General features: G+C 64.5%; 21 protein-coding genes. 11 read left to right on the forward strand and 10 right to left on the reverse strand.

Going from position 1 to position 16,687, the window contains the following annotated elements:
• Window positions 1–121: 121 nt before the first annotated feature.
• Together QW863_RS01115 and QW863_RS01120 are read left to right on the forward strand one after the other, a co-directional pair.
• Window positions 122–520 carry a PaaI family thioesterase gene (locus QW863_RS01115; protein ID WP_315712326.1) on the forward strand — a complete coding sequence of 133 codons (399 nt, stop codon included), beginning with the start codon at window positions 122–124 and terminating at the stop codon, window positions 518–520.
• 128 nt (window positions 521–648) lie between these two features.
• Complete coding sequence (locus tag QW863_RS01120) at window positions 649–1,305, forward strand: N-acetyltransferase family protein (RefSeq protein ID WP_409977870.1); 657 nt, start codon at window positions 649–651, stop codon at window positions 1,303–1,305.
• 97 nt (window positions 1,306–1,402) lie between these two features.
• Here QW863_RS01120 and QW863_RS01125 read toward each other — a convergent pair whose 3' ends face one another.
• The 3 genes from QW863_RS01125 to QW863_RS01135 form a co-directional block, all read right to left on the reverse strand.
• Entirely contained in the window at window positions 1,403–1,708 is a 306-nt protein-coding gene (locus tag QW863_RS01125) for a hypothetical protein (protein ID WP_172109527.1), read from the reverse strand.
• Window positions 1,709–1,785: 77 nt separating this feature from the next.
• On the reverse strand, window positions 1,786–2,484 hold the full coding sequence (locus QW863_RS01130; RefSeq protein WP_315712324.1) for a DUF2161 domain-containing phosphodiesterase: 699 nt from the start codon (window positions 2,482–2,484) through the stop codon (window positions 1,786–1,788).
• Between the two features lie 95 nt (window positions 2,485–2,579).
• Window positions 2,580–3,260, reverse strand: a complete 681-nt coding sequence (locus QW863_RS01135; RefSeq protein ID WP_315712644.1) for an SDR family oxidoreductase — start codon at window positions 3,258–3,260, stop codon at window positions 2,580–2,582.
• A gap of 71 nt (window positions 3,261–3,331) precedes the next feature.
• On the opposite strand from QW863_RS01135, the gene QW863_RS01140 reads away from it, so the two are divergent.
• Together QW863_RS01140 and QW863_RS01145 are read left to right on the forward strand one after the other, a co-directional pair.
• Window positions 3,332–4,090 carry an SGNH/GDSL hydrolase family protein gene (locus QW863_RS01140; RefSeq protein ID WP_315712323.1) on the forward strand — a complete coding sequence of 253 codons (759 nt, stop codon included), beginning with the start codon at window positions 3,332–3,334 and terminating at the stop codon, window positions 4,088–4,090.
• 91 nt (window positions 4,091–4,181) lie between these two features.
• On the forward strand, window positions 4,182–4,400 hold the full coding sequence (locus QW863_RS01145; protein WP_012044361.1) for a hypothetical protein: 219 nt from the start codon (window positions 4,182–4,184) through the stop codon (window positions 4,398–4,400).
• Between the two features lie 29 nt (window positions 4,401–4,429).
• Here the strand turns inward: QW863_RS01145 and QW863_RS01150 are convergent, their stop codons facing one another.
• Both QW863_RS01150 and QW863_RS01155 read right to left on the reverse strand, forming a co-directional pair.
• The gene (locus QW863_RS01150; protein ID WP_315712322.1) at window positions 4,430–5,173 is read right to left on the reverse strand and encodes a tyrosine-protein phosphatase; all 744 of its coding nucleotides are present in this window, start codon (window positions 5,171–5,173) and stop codon (window positions 4,430–4,432) included.
• A gap of 258 nt (window positions 5,174–5,431) precedes the next feature.
• Window positions 5,432–5,626, reverse strand: a complete 195-nt coding sequence (locus QW863_RS01155; RefSeq protein WP_315712321.1) for a DUF2735 domain-containing protein — start codon at window positions 5,624–5,626, stop codon at window positions 5,432–5,434.
• Between the two features lie 543 nt (window positions 5,627–6,169).
• Here QW863_RS01155 and QW863_RS01160 point away from each other — a divergent pair.
• The 3 genes from QW863_RS01160 (at window position 6,170) to QW863_RS01170 (ending at window position 9,573) form a co-directional block, all read left to right on the forward strand.
• Entirely contained in the window at window positions 6,170–7,204 is a 1,035-nt protein-coding gene (locus QW863_RS01160) for a glutamine synthetase beta-grasp domain-containing protein (RefSeq protein ID WP_315712320.1), read from the forward strand.
• A gap of 182 nt (window positions 7,205–7,386) precedes the next feature.
• The gene (locus QW863_RS01165) at window positions 7,387–7,845 is read left to right on the forward strand and encodes a hypothetical protein (protein ID WP_315712318.1); all 459 of its coding nucleotides are present in this window, start codon (window positions 7,387–7,389) and stop codon (window positions 7,843–7,845) included.
• A gap of 105 nt (window positions 7,846–7,950) precedes the next feature.
• Window positions 7,951–9,573: an ABC-F family ATP-binding cassette domain-containing protein gene (locus QW863_RS01170; protein WP_315712317.1), complete on the forward strand. Its 1,623-nt coding sequence runs from the start codon at window positions 7,951–7,953 to the stop codon at window positions 9,571–9,573.
• A gap of 58 nt (window positions 9,574–9,631) precedes the next feature.
• Here the strand turns inward: QW863_RS01170 and QW863_RS01175 are convergent, their stop codons facing one another.
• From QW863_RS01175 to QW863_RS01190, 4 genes are all read right to left on the reverse strand, one after another.
• Entirely contained in the window at window positions 9,632–10,627 is a 996-nt protein-coding gene (locus tag QW863_RS01175; RefSeq protein WP_315712316.1) for a DUF3592 domain-containing protein, read from the reverse strand.
• A gap of 86 nt (window positions 10,628–10,713) precedes the next feature.
• Entirely contained in the window at window positions 10,714–10,923 is a 210-nt protein-coding gene (locus QW863_RS01180) for a hypothetical protein (RefSeq protein ID WP_315712658.1), read from the reverse strand.
• 121 nt (window positions 10,924–11,044) lie between these two features.
• Window positions 11,045–11,290 (reverse strand): hypothetical protein, encoded by a 246-nt coding sequence (locus tag QW863_RS01185; RefSeq protein WP_315712314.1) that lies wholly within the window; start codon window positions 11,288–11,290, stop codon window positions 11,045–11,047.
• Between the two features lie 168 nt (window positions 11,291–11,458).
• Window positions 11,459–11,893, reverse strand: coding sequence for a DUF1810 domain-containing protein (locus tag QW863_RS01190; protein WP_315712313.1), 435 nt, complete (start codon window positions 11,891–11,893; stop codon window positions 11,459–11,461).
• Between the two features lie 226 nt (window positions 11,894–12,119).
• Here QW863_RS01190 and QW863_RS01195 point away from each other — a divergent pair, with 226 nt between their 5' ends.
• Both QW863_RS01195 and QW863_RS01200 read left to right on the forward strand, forming a co-directional pair.
• Window positions 12,120–13,163: a DUF2778 domain-containing protein gene (locus QW863_RS01195; protein WP_315712643.1), complete on the forward strand. Its 1,044-nt coding sequence runs from the start codon at window positions 12,120–12,122 to the stop codon at window positions 13,161–13,163.
• 66 nt (window positions 13,164–13,229) lie between these two features.
• The gene (locus QW863_RS01200) at window positions 13,230–13,487 is read left to right on the forward strand and encodes a hypothetical protein (RefSeq protein ID WP_315712312.1); all 258 of its coding nucleotides are present in this window, start codon (window positions 13,230–13,232) and stop codon (window positions 13,485–13,487) included.
• A 1,395-nt stretch (window positions 13,488–14,882) separates the two neighbouring features.
• Here QW863_RS01200 and QW863_RS01205 read toward each other — a convergent pair.
• On the reverse strand, window positions 14,883–15,341 hold the full coding sequence (locus QW863_RS01205) for a hypothetical protein (protein ID WP_315712311.1): 459 nt from the start codon (window positions 15,339–15,341) through the stop codon (window positions 14,883–14,885).
• Window positions 15,342–15,704: 363 nt separating this feature from the next.
• Between QW863_RS01205 and QW863_RS01210 the strand changes: the two genes are divergently transcribed.
• Both QW863_RS01210 and QW863_RS01215 read left to right on the forward strand, forming a co-directional pair.
• Window positions 15,705–15,941, forward strand: coding sequence for a hypothetical protein (locus tag QW863_RS01210; RefSeq protein WP_315712310.1), 237 nt, complete (start codon window positions 15,705–15,707; stop codon window positions 15,939–15,941).
• 128 nt (window positions 15,942–16,069) lie between these two features.
• Window positions 16,070–16,660 (forward strand): NAD(P)H-dependent oxidoreductase, encoded by a 591-nt coding sequence (locus tag QW863_RS01215; RefSeq protein ID WP_315712309.1) that lies wholly within the window; start codon window positions 16,070–16,072, stop codon window positions 16,658–16,660.
• Window positions 16,661–16,687: the final 27 nt, after the last annotated feature.

Raw genomic sequence — 16,687 nt, forward strand, 5'->3', positions numbered from 1 at the left:
CGGCACGATCGGACCGAAGCAATGACCTCTCAGGTCATTGCTTCGGGTTCGAAGCCCGGCGCATCCAGATGCGGCGCTGACCCGCGAAGACGGGTCGTCCGATCAACGGGGGAGGGAAGGCATGACGCCACTCGACAAGATCAATGCGATGAAGATGCCGTTCGCGGAATTGAAGGGTGTGACCTTCACCGAGGCCAGCGCCGATCGCGTCGTGGCGCAAATGCAGGTGCGGCCGGATCTCTGCACTCTGCATCACACCATCCATGGCGGCGCCGTCATGGCGCTGGCGGATTCGGTCGGCGCGGCCGCAACCGTGATCAACCTGCCGCAGGACGCCAAGGGCACCACGACGATCGAGAGCAAGACCAACTTCATCGGCGGCGCCAAGGAGGGGACGGTGGTGACGGCAACCGCCACGCCCGTGCATCGCGGCCGCCGCACCCAGGTGTGGCAAACCCGGATCGAGACCGACGACGGCAGGCTGGTCGCACTCGTGACCCAGACTCAGCTCGTGCTGTGATGATTCGTACACAAACGAATCGTTAACTCACGCGATCCTTGCATGGCCGCATGTTCTCTCCGTAGAGCGCGGGGCTTGCAATGAATGTTGCGATGCACAATATAGCTCCTGTCTAGGGAAAGACGTCTGTGTGCGAGGGCTCTCGAGAGGAGTCTCAGGCAGTGTCACAGGTAGATACTTTTCGTCCCCGGCCGGGCTTCGGCTATGTGCGGACCCTCAGCCAGCACGAAGAACTGCCGTTGCTGCGCGATCATCTGTTGCGGCTCGATGCGGAAAGCCGGCACGATCGATTCAACGGCTTCCTCGATGACAGTTTCATCGAACGCTATGCGGCCCGCTGTGCGGCCGATGGCACGATCGTCGTCGCCTACATGGAAAATGGCATGGTGCGCGGCGCCGCCGAGCTGCATCCGCCGGAGCAGTCCGAGGACGGGCTTCCGGAGATTGCGTTCAGCGTGGAGGCTTGCGTGCGTCGCCGCGGGGTCGGCAGCCTGCTGTTCCAGCGCGTGATCTCGGAGGCGCGGTGGAAGGGCTATCGCAAGCTCCGCGTCACGACGGGATCGCAGAACCATGCGATGCGGGCGCTGGCGGCCAAGTTCGGTGCGCATCTGGCGTTCCGTCACGGCGAATCGACCGGCACGATCGATCTGACCGAGCAGCCCCAGGATGAGCTGGCGAAGCTCGTGATCGATGCGCCGATCGCGGCAGCGCGGGCGTTCTTCACCCTCAATCGCGCCTGCTGGAAGCTCGTGACCCGGATGTACGGCGACAAGCGCGCCGCCTGAGCCGAGCCGTTGCTGCGACGATAAAGGCGCGACAGCGATCACCGCTGCCGCGCCTTTTCGTTTGATTGCATTGCCGATGCGCCCCGGAGGGCGGCGTTCAGGTGCCGGTGCGCTTGTCGAAATTGAAGCGGCGCACGGTGCGGCGCTCGACCACGACGGCACGCTGCTGCGTGCCCTGGTCGGCCGTGATGACGCGCGTGTTGGTGCGCGCGGCAACGCGGACTGCCTTCTTCACCTCGGGGAGCACCTGCTCGAGCGGCAGACCCATCAGCGCCGACGCGATCTCGGCCTGAGCCTGCACGTCGTCGGTGATGCCTGACGCAGCGAAGATCGCTTCTTCCAGTGTCGGGGGATCACGCCTGACGCGACGCGGACCGTACTTGGTGTTCCAATCTTCGCTCATGGGGGCCTCGTGAATCGTCCGGGATACCTAGAAGCAGGATTGTTGCATTGCAATATATATTCCGCGGGGCAGCCCAGCTATGCGTTCACCATGTCGCGATTGGGCAACGCTGCCTGCGTCATGTGGATATCCTGGGGCCAGCGGCGCAAGGCCGCGAGCCCGGCTTTCGTGAGGACATAGACGCCGCGCTCGGCGCGGTCGAACCAACCATAGACGTTACGCTGCAAGATCTTCGGCGCATCCGGAATGTCCGCTCGGAGGTCGCGGACGCGTTTCGGCCCGCCCGACAGCGCCGAGGCGCAGGCCAGCGCCTGCTGCCGATAGGCCGTCATGATGGGAGCCCGGGTCGAGCCGCCAGCGACGGGGTCGCCCTTGCGCCGCTGATGCTCGATCACGAGACGCGAACGCTTCTTGGGGTTCTTGCGCGGCGCCGTGGTGGGCGGCTGCACCAGCACTTCGATGTCTCCGGCTGAGGTCACGGCCAGCATGCCGAAGCCGAGCCGACGGCACAGATTGCGGTAGCGGGAGTCGCTTTCGCGGCCCTTGCCGCGTGCCGACAGGTTCGCCGCAACCCACACCTCGTCACAGGCACCGGCCCGATCGACTGCCTGCAGCAGCAGTTCCAGGTTGAAGACCTGCTTCAGCTCGCAGACGACGACCACCGGCGGGTCGTCGCCCTTGAGCGCCACCACGTCGCAACCGCCGATTTCCCCTTTGACCGAGAAGCCGAGGTTTTCGAGGAAGCGTTTGACGGGAAGGTAGAGCGCGGTTTCCAAGGGGCCGTCCGATGTGTGCGACTCAGAGCGCGCGCGAGTCTAGCCCGCCGAGTCCGGTGATGTCAGCGCCAAGTCGGGGTGAACGGCTGGCTTCGCTACACCCGGCCGACAACCGGTAGCAGCGCGCCGGTCACGCCGCTCGCGGCGTCGCTGGCTAGAAACAGAATGACCTCCGCGAGTTCCTGCGGCGTCACCCATTTGTCGAAATCGGCCTTGGGCATGCTGGCGCGGTTGGCCGGCGTATCGATCGTCGACGGCAGGACGGCGTTGACGGTGATCTTGCCCTTCCATTCGGCCGCGAGTGCTTCCGTCAGGCGATGCACTCCCGACTTGGAGGCCGCATAGGGGCCCATGCCGGCACTGGCCTGGAGCGCGCCCATGGCGCCGATGTTGACGATGCGGCCCGTGCTGGAGCGGACGAGATGCGGAATCGCCGCGCGCGATGCGTGCAGCGCAGTCATCAGGTTTCGCGCATGCATCGTCTCCCAGACGGCATCGTCGCCGTCGGCAGTCGTCTCGAACGCGAACGCGCCGGCGATGTTGATCAGCGCATCCAGAGTGCCGAAGTGGGCGGCGACGGAGTCGATCGCGACCTTTGCCTGCTCGGGGTCGGAGAGATCGACGCCTCCGAGCTCGATGCGGTCGTCACTCGCCGGGATTTCGGCCTGGGCATGATCGATCCCGGCCACATGCGCGCCCCGTGCGAGCGCGAGATCGGCCACGCTTCGTCCGAGCGCCCCTTGCGCACCCGTAATGACAATCACTGCTCCGTTCATTCCGTCCCTGGTCTCCGTTGACGCGCCCCACAGCACCGCTCGTTATACTATGGCCCTGCCGATGAGTTGCAATGGCCGGGCGGCCGGGGCATGCAATTGCAATCAGAAAGCGTGGTTCGTCAGAGGTGACCATGACCGCGACAGGCTCTCTCGAATTTCCCGACGTTTCCACCGGTTTTCCTCGTCCGATCAGACGGTTCAGGCAGAGTCTGGATGCGCAGCGCAAGACCCGGATCGTGGCGCTTGGCTCATCTTCCACCGCCGGCACCAACGGAATTGTCGCTTTTCCGGCCCGGATCGAGCAGTCGCTGCGCAAGACCAATTTCGGCAGCCTGATCGACGTCCTCAATCGGGGTGTGGGCGGACAGGAATCCCCGGAGGAGCTCTCGCGTTTCGAATGCGACGTGATTGCGGAGCAGCCTTCGCTCGTCATCTGGCAGGTCGGCACCAACGCCGCCTACAGGCCCGAGGTCTACAGTCCCGATGACGTCGAGGCGGCGCTGCGCGTCGGCCTTCGATGGCTGGCGGGGCTGGCCATCGATGCCATCGTGATGGACCTGCAATATACGGCTGCCATCGTGACGGTGCCCAGCAGGCTGGCGCGTGCCGAGGACATTCAGCGGCGCATCGAGAAGGTCACGTCTGCGGCCGACGTCAATGTCTTCAGGCGCTGGAATCTGATGAAGAGCTGGCATGAGGCCGGCCAGATTCCGTTGTCTGCGCTCGACGACGGGCACGGCGACCGCTTGCATGTGAGCGAAGCCGCCACCGCGAAGATCAGCGACGTTTTGGCCAGCGCCATCATGACGGCGCCGGTCGCGCTGGCCTGATCGATAAAATTAGCCGGACTTTCGTAAGTGGATTGCCAGCGCGGCCCGCTAGCCTGTCGCTATGCCGCTTGAGGGGCGTTGGAGCTTTGACATGATGAGACATCTGCCGGACCATGGTTTGCCGCTGGTGCAGCTGAAGGAGCAGCGGCGGGATCTGGTGGTCGCCTTGCAGAACCGTGCAGGTCCGGTGACCGGCTGGGAATTGATGCAGATCGCGGCGGTTCAACAGGCGATTTCCGCATTCGAGGAGGTGATTGCCGATCTCGACGCGATGGAAGCCGCCGAGACAGCCGATATCGAAGCGGCCTGATCGCTCAAGCGTATTCGGACCGCCCAGGCTCACAGCGTGAGATAGCGCTCCTGTAGCGTCTTCCGTGCTGCGCCGTCGATGCCGAGACCGTCGCGCAGGTAGGTGTCGACGTCGCCGAAATCATCACGCATGGCGTCGAACGCAGCTGCCAGGAACGAGGCCTGGACTGTCCCGATCGTCTGGACGACATCAGCGGGAAGATCCGGGTGAGCTGCAGTTTCGCGACGATAGAGCTGGTTCGTGAGCAGGTAATCTTTCAAGATGACGTCATCCGGAACCTCGAGCGCGTGCAAGACCAGCGCACAGGCCACACCGGTGCGATCCTTGCCGGCCGTGCAATGGATCACCAACGGGGCGTCCTCATTGAGAACATGCTGGAATAGCGCGCGGAAGCGCGGCGTGTAGCGGCGGATGTAGTTGCGGTAGGACTCGCGCATCAGCTCCAAGGCATGGTCGGTTGTGAGCTGTCCTCGTGTCGCCAGAGCCCGCAGCGCCGGCACCACGCTCGGCTCGATCGGCACGGAATGGACGGTGATCTCGGCGATGGTGCAGAGCCCGGCAGCGCGCTCGTTGCGACCGCGGAAATCGAACGCCGTCCGAACGCCAAGCTCCCGCAGGACCGCGACGTCGGGCTCGGTCAGCTGTCCGAGATGGTTCGACCGAAACAGCTGCCGCCATCGCACGTGCCGGCCGTCCCTGCTGGGATATCCGCCGAGATCTCTGAAGTTGGTGGCACCGTGAAGGCCGAGATGGCGGAGCGGATGGGCAGACATCAACCCATTCTAGGGGATGCGGGCTTCGATGTGAAACGCCGTTTCATCGACGCGACGCGTATGCGTAGCCTTCGACAGGATAGGGAAGACCATGAAACGGGTCACGACGGCGGCCTGTTTGACCCCGGCACGTCGAGCCCGCCGGCGGCCGTCAGCAGCGGCGAGAGACATGCAGACAGCGGCGCAAGAAAAAGGGCCGGAACCTTGTCGGTCCGACCCTTCAGCAAAGGCGTGCTGGCGTCACGGTACAGTCTGACATCAGCGGTCCCACACCGGCTTGGCTTCCTGGATCGCCTCGTCATGATACCAGCTCGCGCTGTAGATCGTCGGCTGGATCGACGGCGCGATCGGCCGCTCAGGCGACGATCCGGATTGGCGAGGTGCAAGACCCGCTCGCCCTCCGCGCGGAAACTGGTAGATCCTTGCGGATCCCTCGTCCACATTGGTGCCCATTCCTCATTCTCCTTCCATCGGCCACACATCAGGTTGCGCCCGACTCGTTCCGTTGTGGTTACCAGCGTCGATATCAGTGCTGCCCGGAGGTAATGCAACATGATCAAAACGAAATCACATGTTGCGCGTTTTGCAGGCATTTCTGCATGTGCTCCCCCAGCAGCAATGTTCATCTGACCAACACTTGGGCTGGACCAAAGGTTGCGGACAGAGCTCCAACTCTTTTCGAAAATGTCCCGGAACTGCTGACGGCTTGTTCGGCCTCTCTTGCGCGTCGCCGCAAATGCCAAGGAATCAAGCGGGTTTTCGACAAGCTCTCCTCTCCGCCATGCGCTCCGTGCAATCCCGGTCGCGCTGCTTTGCCGCACCCCTGACGTGCAAAACCGGCAGCCAGCTCGGCCCCGATCGGTCTCCGTCCATGCGACGGGACGTCGCGGGACTTGGCACATTCCATGCTTAAGAGTGCGCTGGCCGATCGTGGCCGGGTAAGCGGGGAGCCTTCGATTGCTGGGCTCCCACCTTTCGATAAGACAGAGAGGCTCAATGACGAAATACAAGCTCGAGTACATCTGGCTCGACGGCTACAAGCCGGTGCCGAATTTGCGCGGCAAGACACAGATCAAGGAATTTTCCTCTTTTCCGACCCTGGAACAGCTGCCTCTTTGGGGCTTCGACGGCTCGTCGACGATGCAGGCCGAAGGCCATAGCTCCGACTGCGTGTTGAAGCCGGTCGCCGTGTATCCCGATGCCGCCCGCACCAACGGTGTGCTGGTGATGTGCGAAGTGATGATGCCGGACGGCAAGACCCCGCATCCGTCGAACGCCCGCGCCACCATCCTGGACGATCCAGACGCGTGGTTCGGCTTCGAGCAGGAGTACTTCTTCTACAAGGACGGCCGTCCGCTCGGCTTCCCGGAATACGGCTATCCGGCGCCGCAGGGCCCGTACTACACGGGCGTCGGCTTCAAGAACGTCGGCGACGTCGCCCGCAAGATCGTCGAAGAGCATCTCGACCTCTGTCTCGCGGCCGGCATCAACCACGAAGGCATCAACGCCGAGGTGGCGAAGGGCCAGTGGGAATTCCAGGTGTTCGGCAAGGGCTCGCGCACGGCTGCTGACCAGATGTGGATGGCCCGCTACCTGATGCTGCGCCTGACCGAAAAGTACGGCATCGACATCGAGTTCCACTGCAAGCCGCTCGGCGACACCGACTGGAACGGCTCGGGCATGCACTGCAACTTCTCGACCAAGTACATGCGCGAAGTCGGCGGCAAGGAGTATTTCGAGAAGCTGATGGACGCCTTCAAGGAAGCTCGCGCCGACCACATCGCTGTGTACGGTCCGGACAACCACATGCGCCTGACCGGCAAGCACGAGACCGCTTCGATCGACACCTTCAGCTGGGGTGTGGCCGACCGTGGCGCCTCGATCCGCGTGCCGCATTCCTTCGTGAACAATGCCTACAAGGGCTATCTGGAGGACCGCCGTCCGAACTCCCAGGGCGACCCCTACCAGATCGCGTCTCAGGTCCTGAAGACGATCGCGATGGTTCCGACCGGCGCGAAAGCCGCAGCCTAAGACGCCGACCACAATACCCCGGGGCCGGGGGCTGATATGATGATCCGCCGGAGCAGCCGCTTCGGCGGATCATTCGTTTGGCGGGCTCGAACGATCGGAGGCGGACTTGATCAATCGCAAGTCCGGTTTCGATCGCAGCGGTATGTCTTTCCGTAGCGGTTTGTTTGGAAGCGGGGCATGGAATGAGCTATCGCAAGTGGGTTTCAGGTGTTCTGGTCGCCTGTTCGGCCATCTCCCTGGCTGCAGCGCAGTCGCAGTCCAATGCAGAACAATATCTGCCGCGGCTCGGCGATATCATGAATCTGATTCAGGTCAGACACGCGAAGCTCTGGTTCGCGGGACAGTCCAAGAATTGGGATCTCGCGTCCTATGAGCTCGCCCAGTTGAGGCAGAGCCTGACTGACGCCGCGGTCTTCTATTCGGGCCTGCCGGTGAACAATGTCACCACGCTCGGCCAGCCGATCCAGTCGATCTCGGACGCCATCGCTGCCAAGGATGGCAAGCGTTTCGCTTCCGCCGTGACCGAGCTGACGTCGGGATGCAACGCTTGCCACGCGACCATGGATCGGGGCTACGTCGCGATCCGCATCCCGACCGACAAACCGTTCGGCAACCAGGATTTTCGGCCTCAGGGCCGCTGACCGGGACGGGGCGGACAGAGCGGCGGAGGGCGCCCAAATTGCGCCTTCCACCGGCGGCGCGCATCGACTAAGAGCGGCGGCAACCTGTCCATGTCCTGAGACCTCATGATCCGCCTCGATAACGTCAGCAAGCAAGTCGGCCACCAGATTCTCTTCATCGAAGCCTCCGCCGCCCTCCAGCGCGGCGAAAAGATCGGCTTGGTCGGCCCCAACGGGGCCGGCAAGACGACGCTGTTCCGGATGATCTCAGGCCGCGAGCAGCCCGACGAGGGGCAGGTCTCGATCGATCGCGGCGTCTCGATCGGTTATTTCAACCAGGATGTCGGTGAGATGTCCGGCCGCAGCGCGGTGGCGGAGGTGATGGACGGCGCCGGGCCGGTGTCGTCGGTCGCCGCCGAGCTCAAGGAGCTCGAGGCCGCCATGGCCGATCCGGACCGCGCCGACGAGATGGACGAGATCATCGCGCGCTATGGCGAGGTGCTGGCGCAGTTCGAGGAGCTCGACGGCTACGCGCTCGACAGCCGCGCCCGCGAGGCGCTGGCCGGCCTCGGCTTCTCCGAGGAGATGATGGACAAGGACGTCGGCCTGTTGTCCGGCGGCTGGAAGATGCGCGTCGCGCTGGCGCGCATCCTCCTGATGCGCCCCGACGTGATGCTGCTCGACGAGCCGTCCAACCATCTCGATCTCGAGAGCCTGATCTGGCTGGAGCATTTCCTCAAGGGCTACGAGGGCGCGCTGCTGATGACCTCGCACGACCGCGAATTCATCAACCGCATCATCAACAAGGTGATCGAGATCGACGCCGGCCAGCTCACGACCTATTCCGGCGACTACGATTTCTACGAGCAGCAGCGGGCGTTGAACGAGAAGCAGCAGCAGGCGCAATATGAGCGCCAGCAGGCGATGCTCGCCAAGGAGATCAAGTTCATCGAGCGTTTCAAGGCGCGGGCCTCGCACGCGGCGCAGGTGCAGAGCCGGGTCAAGAAGCTCGACAAGATCGAGCGGGTCGAGCCGCCGAAGCGGCGCCAGACCGTGGCGTTCGACTTTCTGCCCGCGCCGCGCTCGGGCGAGGATGTGGTAGCCCTGAAGAACGTGTCCAAGAGCTACGGCAGCCGCCGCATCTACGACGGGCTGGACTTCATGATCCGGCGCCGCGAGCGCTGGTGCGTGATGGGCGTCAATGGCGCTGGCAAGTCGACCCTGTTGAAGCTCGTCGCCGGTAGCGCGGAGCCCGATGACGGTTCGGTGACGATCGGCGGCAGCGTCAAGATGGGCTACTTCGCGCAGCATGCGATGGACCTGCTGGACGGCGACGAGACCGTGTTCGAGTCGCTCGAGCATTCGTTTCCGCAAGCCGGTCAAGGCTCGTTGCGGGCCCTGGCGGGTTGCTTCGGCTTCTCCGGCGACGACGTCGAGAAAAGATGTCGGGTGCTGTCGGGGGGCGAGAAGGCACGGCTCGTGATGGCCAAGATGCTCTACGATCCGCCCAACTTCCTGGTGCTGGACGAGCCGACCAACCATCTGGACATGGCGACCAAGGAGATGCTGATCGCGGCCCTGTCGAACTTCGAGGGCACCATGCTGTTCGTCTCGCACGATCGTCATTTCCTCGCCGCGCTCTCCAACCGCGTGCTCGAGCTGACCCCTGACGGCCTCCATCAGTATGGCGGCGGCTATACCGAGTATGTCGCCCGCAGCGGCCACGAAGCGCCGGGCCTGCGCAGCTGACGACGCGGCCATACTCGTCGCTCGTGCTCTGCTTGCGCCTTGTTCGCATCATCCCCGGCTAGCTCATCTGGACGTGGGTGAAGACGAACAGGAACAGCGCGCCGATCGCGATCAGGATAATGCCGACCCAGAGCGGCGCCGCGACGCCGCTCTTGTTTGTGGGATCGAGCACGGCCGTCTCGGGTTGTATCGGATCGTAGTAGACGGTGACGTCGGTGTTGACCGGATATTTGGCGGCGACGGCTTCAGCGATCGACCTGTCGGAATGCAGCGCGGTCCAGCCCCAATTCCAATGCGTGCTGTGGAAAGAGCGACCATCTACCGTGTAGCTGTATTCGATCGTGACCCGGAAACGCTCCTCTTCCGTTTCTCGTCCGCGATCGTCCTCACGTCGTGTGATCTCCATCGTCACGCCGGAGCGCGTGATGCGTCCCGGCGTAGTCGGCCAGGAGCGGCTCGCCAGGCGCTCCTGCCGCAGCTTCCAGTATGAGGCGAGTGCGACGGCTCCGAAGCCGAACAGGGCGAACGGCATCAGGAAGGCGAACAGCGGCACGCCAGCCTCGGTCGTGAGCACCTTGCCGGCGAGCGAATGCGCCACCAACACGGCGGTCACGGCCGACAGCACGACGAACAGCGCCACCAGCGCCGCCGTGCCGCTGGCATTGGTAGGCTCGAGCACCGATTGCGAGGGGCGTTTCGGATCGTAAAAAACGCGGACCTTCGCGCCTTGCGGATATTTGCCGGCGATCTCGTCGGCTTGCAGGCGCGTGACGCGGCTCGGGCTGCCGAAACGGATGCGGCGACCTTCGTAGCTCTTGCCCGACACCTCGTAGCGGTAGCGGATGTCAGGCTTGGCATCGGTGTCATCTGCCGACCGATGCGTCGCCGCGACAGAAACCGCCGAGGCCACGATCTCCCCCTCGACGACCGGCCAGTTGCGGCCGCCGCTGGTCTTCTTGCGCTGAAGCCAGAGTCCGTAGGCGGAATTGAGGGCGAGAAAGCCGAAGATGCCGGCGGCGACACGGGTCCAGAGCAGGGCGGATGCGGTGAGCATGTTGATCTCGCATGGGCCCGCCAGGGCGGGCGACATGCAGTGGTGTCCTGCGGGTTTCCCTCGGTTCAACAGTGTGCCGGTCCTCCTCAGCTCTCCACCACTCGCCCATCGAGTTCTTCGACGGTCCGCAGGGCCCGCTGAGCGATTCCGTCCACGTTGAAGCCAATCCGGCCTACGCCCTGCATGCGGGCATCCTGAACGTGATCGGGCAGAAGGTCCGCGAGATGGTGCCGGCCGAGGGCTGGGTCGAGCTCTATGGCGGCGTGCTGCGCACTGCTGACCAAGCCGTTCGACATCGAGGCGCCCGCCGCCCGCGTCGTAGCTTGCCGATACGCTTCGCGCTGATGGAGCCCGCCGGCATGGCCTTGCCCCGCCAAGCATCATGGCGGGGCGCCAGTGTCGTCAGCCGCCAGCGCGTCAGCCGCCGGCCTCGCACTTCTTCATGAAGCTGGTCTTGGCCGCGCCGGCGAGCTTCTTGCCGTCGGAGCCGACCGCCTTGGTCTCACACGTCTCGGCCATGCACTTCTTCATGAACGAGGTCTTGGCGGCGCCGGCGAGCGCCTTGCCGTCCTTGCCGACGGCCTTGGTCTCGCAGCTGTCTTGGGCGAAGGCAGATCCGGCGGCGAAGGTCGCGAGCGCGGCAATCAGGAAAAACTTCTTCATGAGTGTGTCTCCTTGGGACAAACAACGCGGCGGATGGGACCCGCAAATCTTGGCGCGATCAAGTTTCCTGTTCGGGCTTGGCACCCGAAATCCGGCCGCAGGGCAGAGTTGGTTCATTACCGTGTCAGCCCTATGAGGCCGAGATGCGCATCTGCGGTAACCGTGTGCTCATGCGGTGCTGTGCTGCAGAAACGCGAGCGTCGCCGGGTCGCGCGCACCGTCGCAATAGCGATCGAGCGCCTGCGCGAAGATCCCGTTCGGGCTGATCGAATCGAACAGCGTCATGCATGAGCGGAATTTGGCATCGTCCGGAACACCCAGAATGTCGCGCAGCGACTTGCCCTGCACCGCGAGCACCAGTCGGGTGCATTCGACGAGCCGCGGGCCGAGCAGGGGATGCGCCAGATAGGCCTCGGCCTCGGCGCGGGAGCGGATCGCGTAGCGCTGCGCCATGGCGGAGCTGCCGAGCCCCTCGACCTGGGGAAAGATGAACCACATCCAGTGGCTTTGCTTGGCACCGGCCGCAAGTTCGGCGGTCACGCGCGAATAAATCGAATCCTGTGCGTCGGCAAATCGGCCGAGATCATCCCATTCGGCGTTCATACATTCCTCCAACCGGCTGATTCATCGATATAATCGGCTTTCTGGGACGGTTGCGGCGCAGCCCGTGCGAGGCTTGGGCGTCGGTTCACGCCGGATCACTCCGGGCTGGCGTTTGTCTAGATTATGCCGCACTCTTGCCATCCTATGTCATGACGGGTCGAATCGTACCCCTTGGGGTCGGTCACCTTTCCCGGGTGGTCCGAAAAGGGGGTATATCGGGGACGTGATGGCTTCCAGTGAAGCAAGCGTAGACGTTCTGTTGTCGCAAGGCCGCTTCGGGCGCTCCGAAGCGATCGCACTCGTGCTTGCAGCACTTGCGGTCGCAGCGGGCGCGGCTGCATGGGTCGGAGCCAACAGCGATGAGACGTCGCTTGCGAGCGCGGCGATTCCGGCCGCCGCCGCGCCGTCCATGACCTTCGAAACACGTTTCGCGCCGGCCTCCGCCTCGGCCACGGCCTATTCGGAAAAAGACGCGGTTCGCGCGCTCGACCGTTTCGCCCTTCGCGGCGCGATCGACCGCCAATTGCTCGATGCCCGGGCCGCGCTGGTGAAGGGCATGGAAGCGCGTGATCCGGGCGCTCGCGACCCCAGCAACAGCGATTGGCGGCCGATGTTGACGGAGGGCAATACCGTCACGATGCCTGCACCGGGCGTGCCGCTGCCGCGCCCGCGCCCGTCCGTCGCCAACCTGCCGACCAGCCTGGTTTCGGCCAGTGCGCCTGAAGCGGTCGGACGCGTCGACGATCGCTCCATCCTGCAGAAGCTGTCCGACCTGTTGCCGAGCCCGACCAAGTTCGCCTCGCTCGGTCCGGATAGCGGCATCGTCCGATCCGGAATCGATCTCGGTGCGCTCGGCTATGACAAGACCGCCGTGTACGACATCAAGGCCAAGATGGTGTATCTGCCGTCCGGCATCGGGCTCGAGGCCCATTCCGGCATGGGCAGCCTGCGCGACGACCCCGAGCACGTCAATCAGCGCATGGTTGGCGCGACCCCGCCCGCCACCTATGACCTGAAGCCGCGCGAAAAACCGTTTCACGGCGTTCGCGCCCTGCGCATGAACGTGGTGGAAGGATCGACGCTCGGCCGGAGCGGATTGCTGACCCACCCCTATATGCTGGGTCCGGAGGGTGATTCGAACGGCTGCGTCTCGATCAAGAATTACGATCGCTTCCTGAAGGCGTATGATGACGGCGAGTTCAACCGACTCGTTGTCGTCGTCGGGCTCGAGGCTGGCACCCCGACGCGGACCGCGCAAAAGACCGAGTGACGTTTTGTTGCTGGGCCTCGGCGCGACCTCGGCGGTGACGCCCGTCGCATCTTCCGGAAGGTCCCCATGATTGATCCCGCAAACTCGGAAACGCGTCTGCGTACTACCTTCAACATCAAGGTGAACGGCAAGCCGGTCGTGATTTCGACGGTCGGGCAGGCCCATCAGTTCCTCACCAGCCTCAACGCAGTCGAGTGGATGGAGTTCAAGTCGCTGCACGACCAGGCCATGGCCGCCCTGCAGGCCGCGGCCGACAACGCCATCATGACAGTGCAGGCCACCAACGCCGTGCGCACGCTGTTCGTGAGCGCGAAGCTGTTGTGAGACTGGATCATCCCCCAGGGCACCCGCGGCCTCTGGCTCGTGTTGATGCCTGCTTTACATTCGGTGTCATCGCCCGGCTTGCCGCCTCCGCTAAAGCTGCGGCGCGCCCTGGCGCTCGTTGCCGCGTCGAAGCCCATCGGGCGAAGACGGGACCGGGCGACCCACTACGCCGCCGCAGTCGTCATTGATCGAGAGGCCGCGGCGTAGTGGATGTCCCGCCGGAGCCTGTCCTCGGGCTCGCCGAAGGCGAGACCCGGGGGCGGGGCATGACGGCGGTGGGTGGCGCCACGGTCTCTCAACATCGTCATGCCGGGGCGCGCGCATGCGCGAGCCCGGCATCCATAACCACGAGCGGGCGTGTCGGGCAGGTGTGTCGCTCCAGCGTGCTCCATCAGTTCTGCTGCAGCGTATGGATTCCGGGCTCGCGCTCCGCGCGCCCCGGAATGACACCGAGCGATTTGAAGCACCGTCCTGCGAAGTCTCATTCACGCACGCCCTCGCGTTCTCGCCGCGCTGATGCGCCCGAGTGATCCATCCGTCTTGCCCTCCGCACAGCAGAGGGCGCGGGGAATGCCGGGATGCTGGCCGCAACCCATGGCCCGCCTGCAGAAAAAAAGCAGGCGGCAGTCACCACAGGTTCAGCCGGGCAACCGGCATTCCCCGCGCGATGATCTTAACGGCTGCTTCGCGCGCTCCCCGGTGCGCCGGGCGTTCTGGTCACCGTGCACGACAACGCGCTTTGGGCGCGCCACCGTGGGGGCATCGGCGTCGGGATGCCAGGACCACGCGACTTGACCGTACGCGACGTCAGCGTTCGTCGGCGCAAGATGCGCTGCGCTGCCATCGCGTCCACCGCTCCTCCCGCTCCACGTCCGTGACGACCGCGAACCGCCCCTCCTGCGAGCGGGAGATGGCGCGACAAAAGCACTGAATTAGATTTAGGAAAAGCAGAATATTTTTGGCGGCGGGACTGGACAGGCCAAATCAGCTTGATGGGCCTGCGGAAAATCGTTTCCGCGCGCACCGCCGTTGCTGCCGATTCAGGCCCTGGAGGTGACGCCGCGAGATGGAAATGCGCCTTGATTTGCCCGACGGGCAGATGGTCGCTTCGTTCCGATGATCGTTGTTCGACCGAGAGCCGCGGGGCTAACATGTTTGTTAGTCGCCCGGCGCACGCTGATCGCGCGAGGAAGCGACGACAGGCCGAAGCACGCTCGATCCGCGCCACGCGAAACGACCGGGGATGGTCTTCGCCTGCATGCCGCGATGCACGCGCTGGGCCGTCCAACATCATTGCACGGGAATGGATCGGCGAGGCCCAGGCCGGGCTGCCGCTGGAGCTGTTCTACGAAGGCGGCGAGTGACTCTCGCTGATGCTGCGGCGCGGCCGCAGCGTCAGTCGGCCATCTCGGCGGCGTCGAGCGCGATCTCCTCGCGCTCGGCCTTCTCGGCCGTCGGAGCGTTGGCGGTCTCGGCCGTTTCGAAATCGTCCTCGGCGATCTCCTGGACAGGAGCCTCCTGGACCTCGGCCGTCCCGACCTGCTCGGCGGCGAGTTCGGCGGCCACGACGGCCTCCGGCCCGGCGTCGTCATTGGCCGGCGTCGAGAACAGGTTGGGGGCGGGAATGGTGGTGGGCACCACCGGCCGCTGCTTGGCCTTGTACCAGGACGAAAATTTCTGCGAGATGCCAGCTTCGAACTCGGCGAGCGGCATGCTGTTGCCGTCCTCGTCGGTGATGACGACCTGCCAGCCTTCCGCCTCCATCACCTGTGCGTTGGCGAGAACGATGAGGGCGCTTTCGCGCTGCTTGCGGATTGTCTGCTGCTCCCGCTCAGCCACCATCGTGTACGCCATGAACCTGACTCCCACACCTGAACTCGGGACACGTGATGGTCCGAAGCACCATCAGGACGCCGCCACTACGCCGTGAGAGTGTGAGCGCGGCTGGGCCGGATTGCGTTCGCCTAATGACAATTTGGCGGCGTCTCACGGGTTCCGGCAGCGCAAAAGGAGTCGAAGATGCAACAGGCCGCAAAATTGTGGTGCAGGAACGAGAGCGCTTGTTGAAGGCGCGCCGCGACGTGTCATCATTTGATTCTGCGGCGGCAACTGCTTCGCGACATCAGCGAAAGCAGCGGGTGAACCGGACAAACAGCGGGCGAATTGGGGACGGCGATGCGAACTCATCTGTTCAGGATGCGGAATTGGAATGTGGCGATGGCAGGGCTTGCGCTGGCGATGGTCGCCAGCCCGCGCGCGGGCCATGCCTTCACGGAGGACGACCAGCGGCGGCTGTGCACGGGCGACGTGTTCCGGCTGTGCTCGTCGGAGATTCCCGATCGCGACCGCATCATTGCCTGCATGATGAAGCAGCGCGCCAGCCTCAGCGACGGCTGCCGCAGCGTGTTCGGCCGGCCATCCGAGCGCTCCGCTTCGGCCACGGTGACGCGCTGAGCCTGCCTCGCCTCGTTTCTGCAACCACGCGCCGCCGGTCCATCGATCTGCGGCGTGACCATAATGACCTCCATGACATGACGGCGTGGTAGTCTGGCGCGGATCGTCCGGCCAGGAGTTGACCCGCCATGAGCTTCCGCATCCTCGTCCTCTACGGCTCCTACCGCTCCGACCGGATGGGCATCCGGCTCGCGCAATTCGTCGTGGACGGGTTGCGCGCCAAGGACCAGGACGTCGAGCTGATCGACGCCAAGGCGGTCGGCCTGCCGATGCTCGACCGCATGTACAAGGAATATCCGTCCGGCCAGGCGCCAGCGGCCATGGCCAAGCTTGCGGCCAAGATCCGTGCCGCCGACGGCTTCGTGTTCGTCACCGGCGAATATAACTGGGGCATGCAGCCGGGACTGAAGAACCTCACCGACCACTTTCTCGAGGAATGGTTCTGGCGTCCGGCGGCGATCGCGAGCTATTCCGCCGGCCGGCTCTCCGGGGCCCGGGCCGCCACTGCGTGGCACGGCACGTTGTCGGAGATGGGCATGGTGGTGGTGTCGAGCACGCTTGCCGTCGGCCCGATCGGTCAGGCGCTGTCCGCCGACGGCAGGCCGACCGGCGATTCCGGCCAGTCGCTGGAACGCGCGTTTCCGCGTTTTGCCGACGATCTCTTGTGGTGGGTCGAGGCGGGCAGGGAGCAGCGGGCGCGCCGGGCGCCACCTTACTGAGCGCGGGCATCAGTGCGGGCCGGAGCG

The sequence above is a fragment of the Bradyrhizobium sp. SZCCHNR1017 genome (assembly GCF_032381375.1).
GTDB lineage: Bacteria > Pseudomonadota > Alphaproteobacteria > Rhizobiales > Xanthobacteraceae > Bradyrhizobium.

Excerpts from the sequence above, each read along its gene's own strand:
- QW863_RS01190 (WP_315712313.1), bottom strand. The coding sequence starts at position 11,893 with ATGAACGCCGAATGGGATGATCTCGGCCGATTTGCCGACGCACAGGAT.
- QW863_RS01155 (WP_315712321.1), bottom strand. The coding sequence starts at position 5,626 with ATGGGCACCAATGTGGACGAGGGATCCGCAAGGATCTACCAGTTTCCG.
- QW863_RS01180 (WP_315712658.1), bottom strand. The coding sequence starts at position 10,923 with ATGTCGAACGGCTTGGTCAGCAGTGCGCAGCACGCCGCCATAGAGCTC.
- QW863_RS01125 (WP_172109527.1), bottom strand. The coding sequence starts at position 1,708 with ATGAGCGAAGATTGGAACACCAAGTACGGTCCGCGTCGCGTCAGGCGT.
- QW863_RS01165 (WP_315712318.1), top strand. The coding sequence starts at position 7,387 with ATGAGCTATCGCAAGTGGGTTTCAGGTGTTCTGGTCGCCTGTTCGGCC.
- QW863_RS01145 (WP_012044361.1), top strand. The coding sequence starts at position 4,182 with ATGATGAGACATCTGCCGGACCATGGTTTGCCGCTGGTGCAGCTGAAG.
- QW863_RS01135 (WP_315712644.1), bottom strand. The coding sequence starts at position 3,260 with ATGAACGGAGCAGTGATTGTCATTACGGGTGCGCAAGGGGCGCTCGGA.
- QW863_RS01170 (WP_315712317.1), top strand. The coding sequence starts at position 7,951 with ATGATCCGCCTCGATAACGTCAGCAAGCAAGTCGGCCACCAGATTCTC.
- QW863_RS01195 (WP_315712643.1), top strand. The coding sequence starts at position 12,120 with ATGGCTTCCAGTGAAGCAAGCGTAGACGTTCTGTTGTCGCAAGGCCGC.
- QW863_RS01150 (WP_315712322.1), bottom strand. The coding sequence starts at position 5,173 with ATGTCTGCCCATCCGCTCCGCCATCTCGGCCTTCACGGTGCCACCAAC.
- QW863_RS01160 (WP_315712320.1), top strand. The coding sequence starts at position 6,170 with ATGACGAAATACAAGCTCGAGTACATCTGGCTCGACGGCTACAAGCCG.
- QW863_RS01140 (WP_315712323.1), top strand. The coding sequence starts at position 3,332 with ATGGCCGGGCGGCCGGGGCATGCAATTGCAATCAGAAAGCGTGGTTCG.
- QW863_RS01215 (WP_315712309.1), top strand. The coding sequence starts at position 16,070 with ATGAGCTTCCGCATCCTCGTCCTCTACGGCTCCTACCGCTCCGACCGG.
- QW863_RS01175 (WP_315712316.1), bottom strand. The coding sequence starts at position 10,627 with ATGCTCACCGCATCCGCCCTGCTCTGGACCCGTGTCGCCGCCGGCATC.
- QW863_RS01115 (WP_315712326.1), top strand. The coding sequence starts at position 122 with ATGACGCCACTCGACAAGATCAATGCGATGAAGATGCCGTTCGCGGAA.
- QW863_RS01205 (WP_315712311.1), bottom strand. The coding sequence starts at position 15,341 with ATGGCGTACACGATGGTGGCTGAGCGGGAGCAGCAGACAATCCGCAAG.
- QW863_RS01185 (WP_315712314.1), bottom strand. The coding sequence starts at position 11,290 with ATGAAGAAGTTTTTCCTGATTGCCGCGCTCGCGACCTTCGCCGCCGGA.
- QW863_RS01200 (WP_315712312.1), top strand. The coding sequence starts at position 13,230 with ATGATTGATCCCGCAAACTCGGAAACGCGTCTGCGTACTACCTTCAAC.
- QW863_RS01210 (WP_315712310.1), top strand. The coding sequence starts at position 15,705 with ATGGCAGGGCTTGCGCTGGCGATGGTCGCCAGCCCGCGCGCGGGCCAT.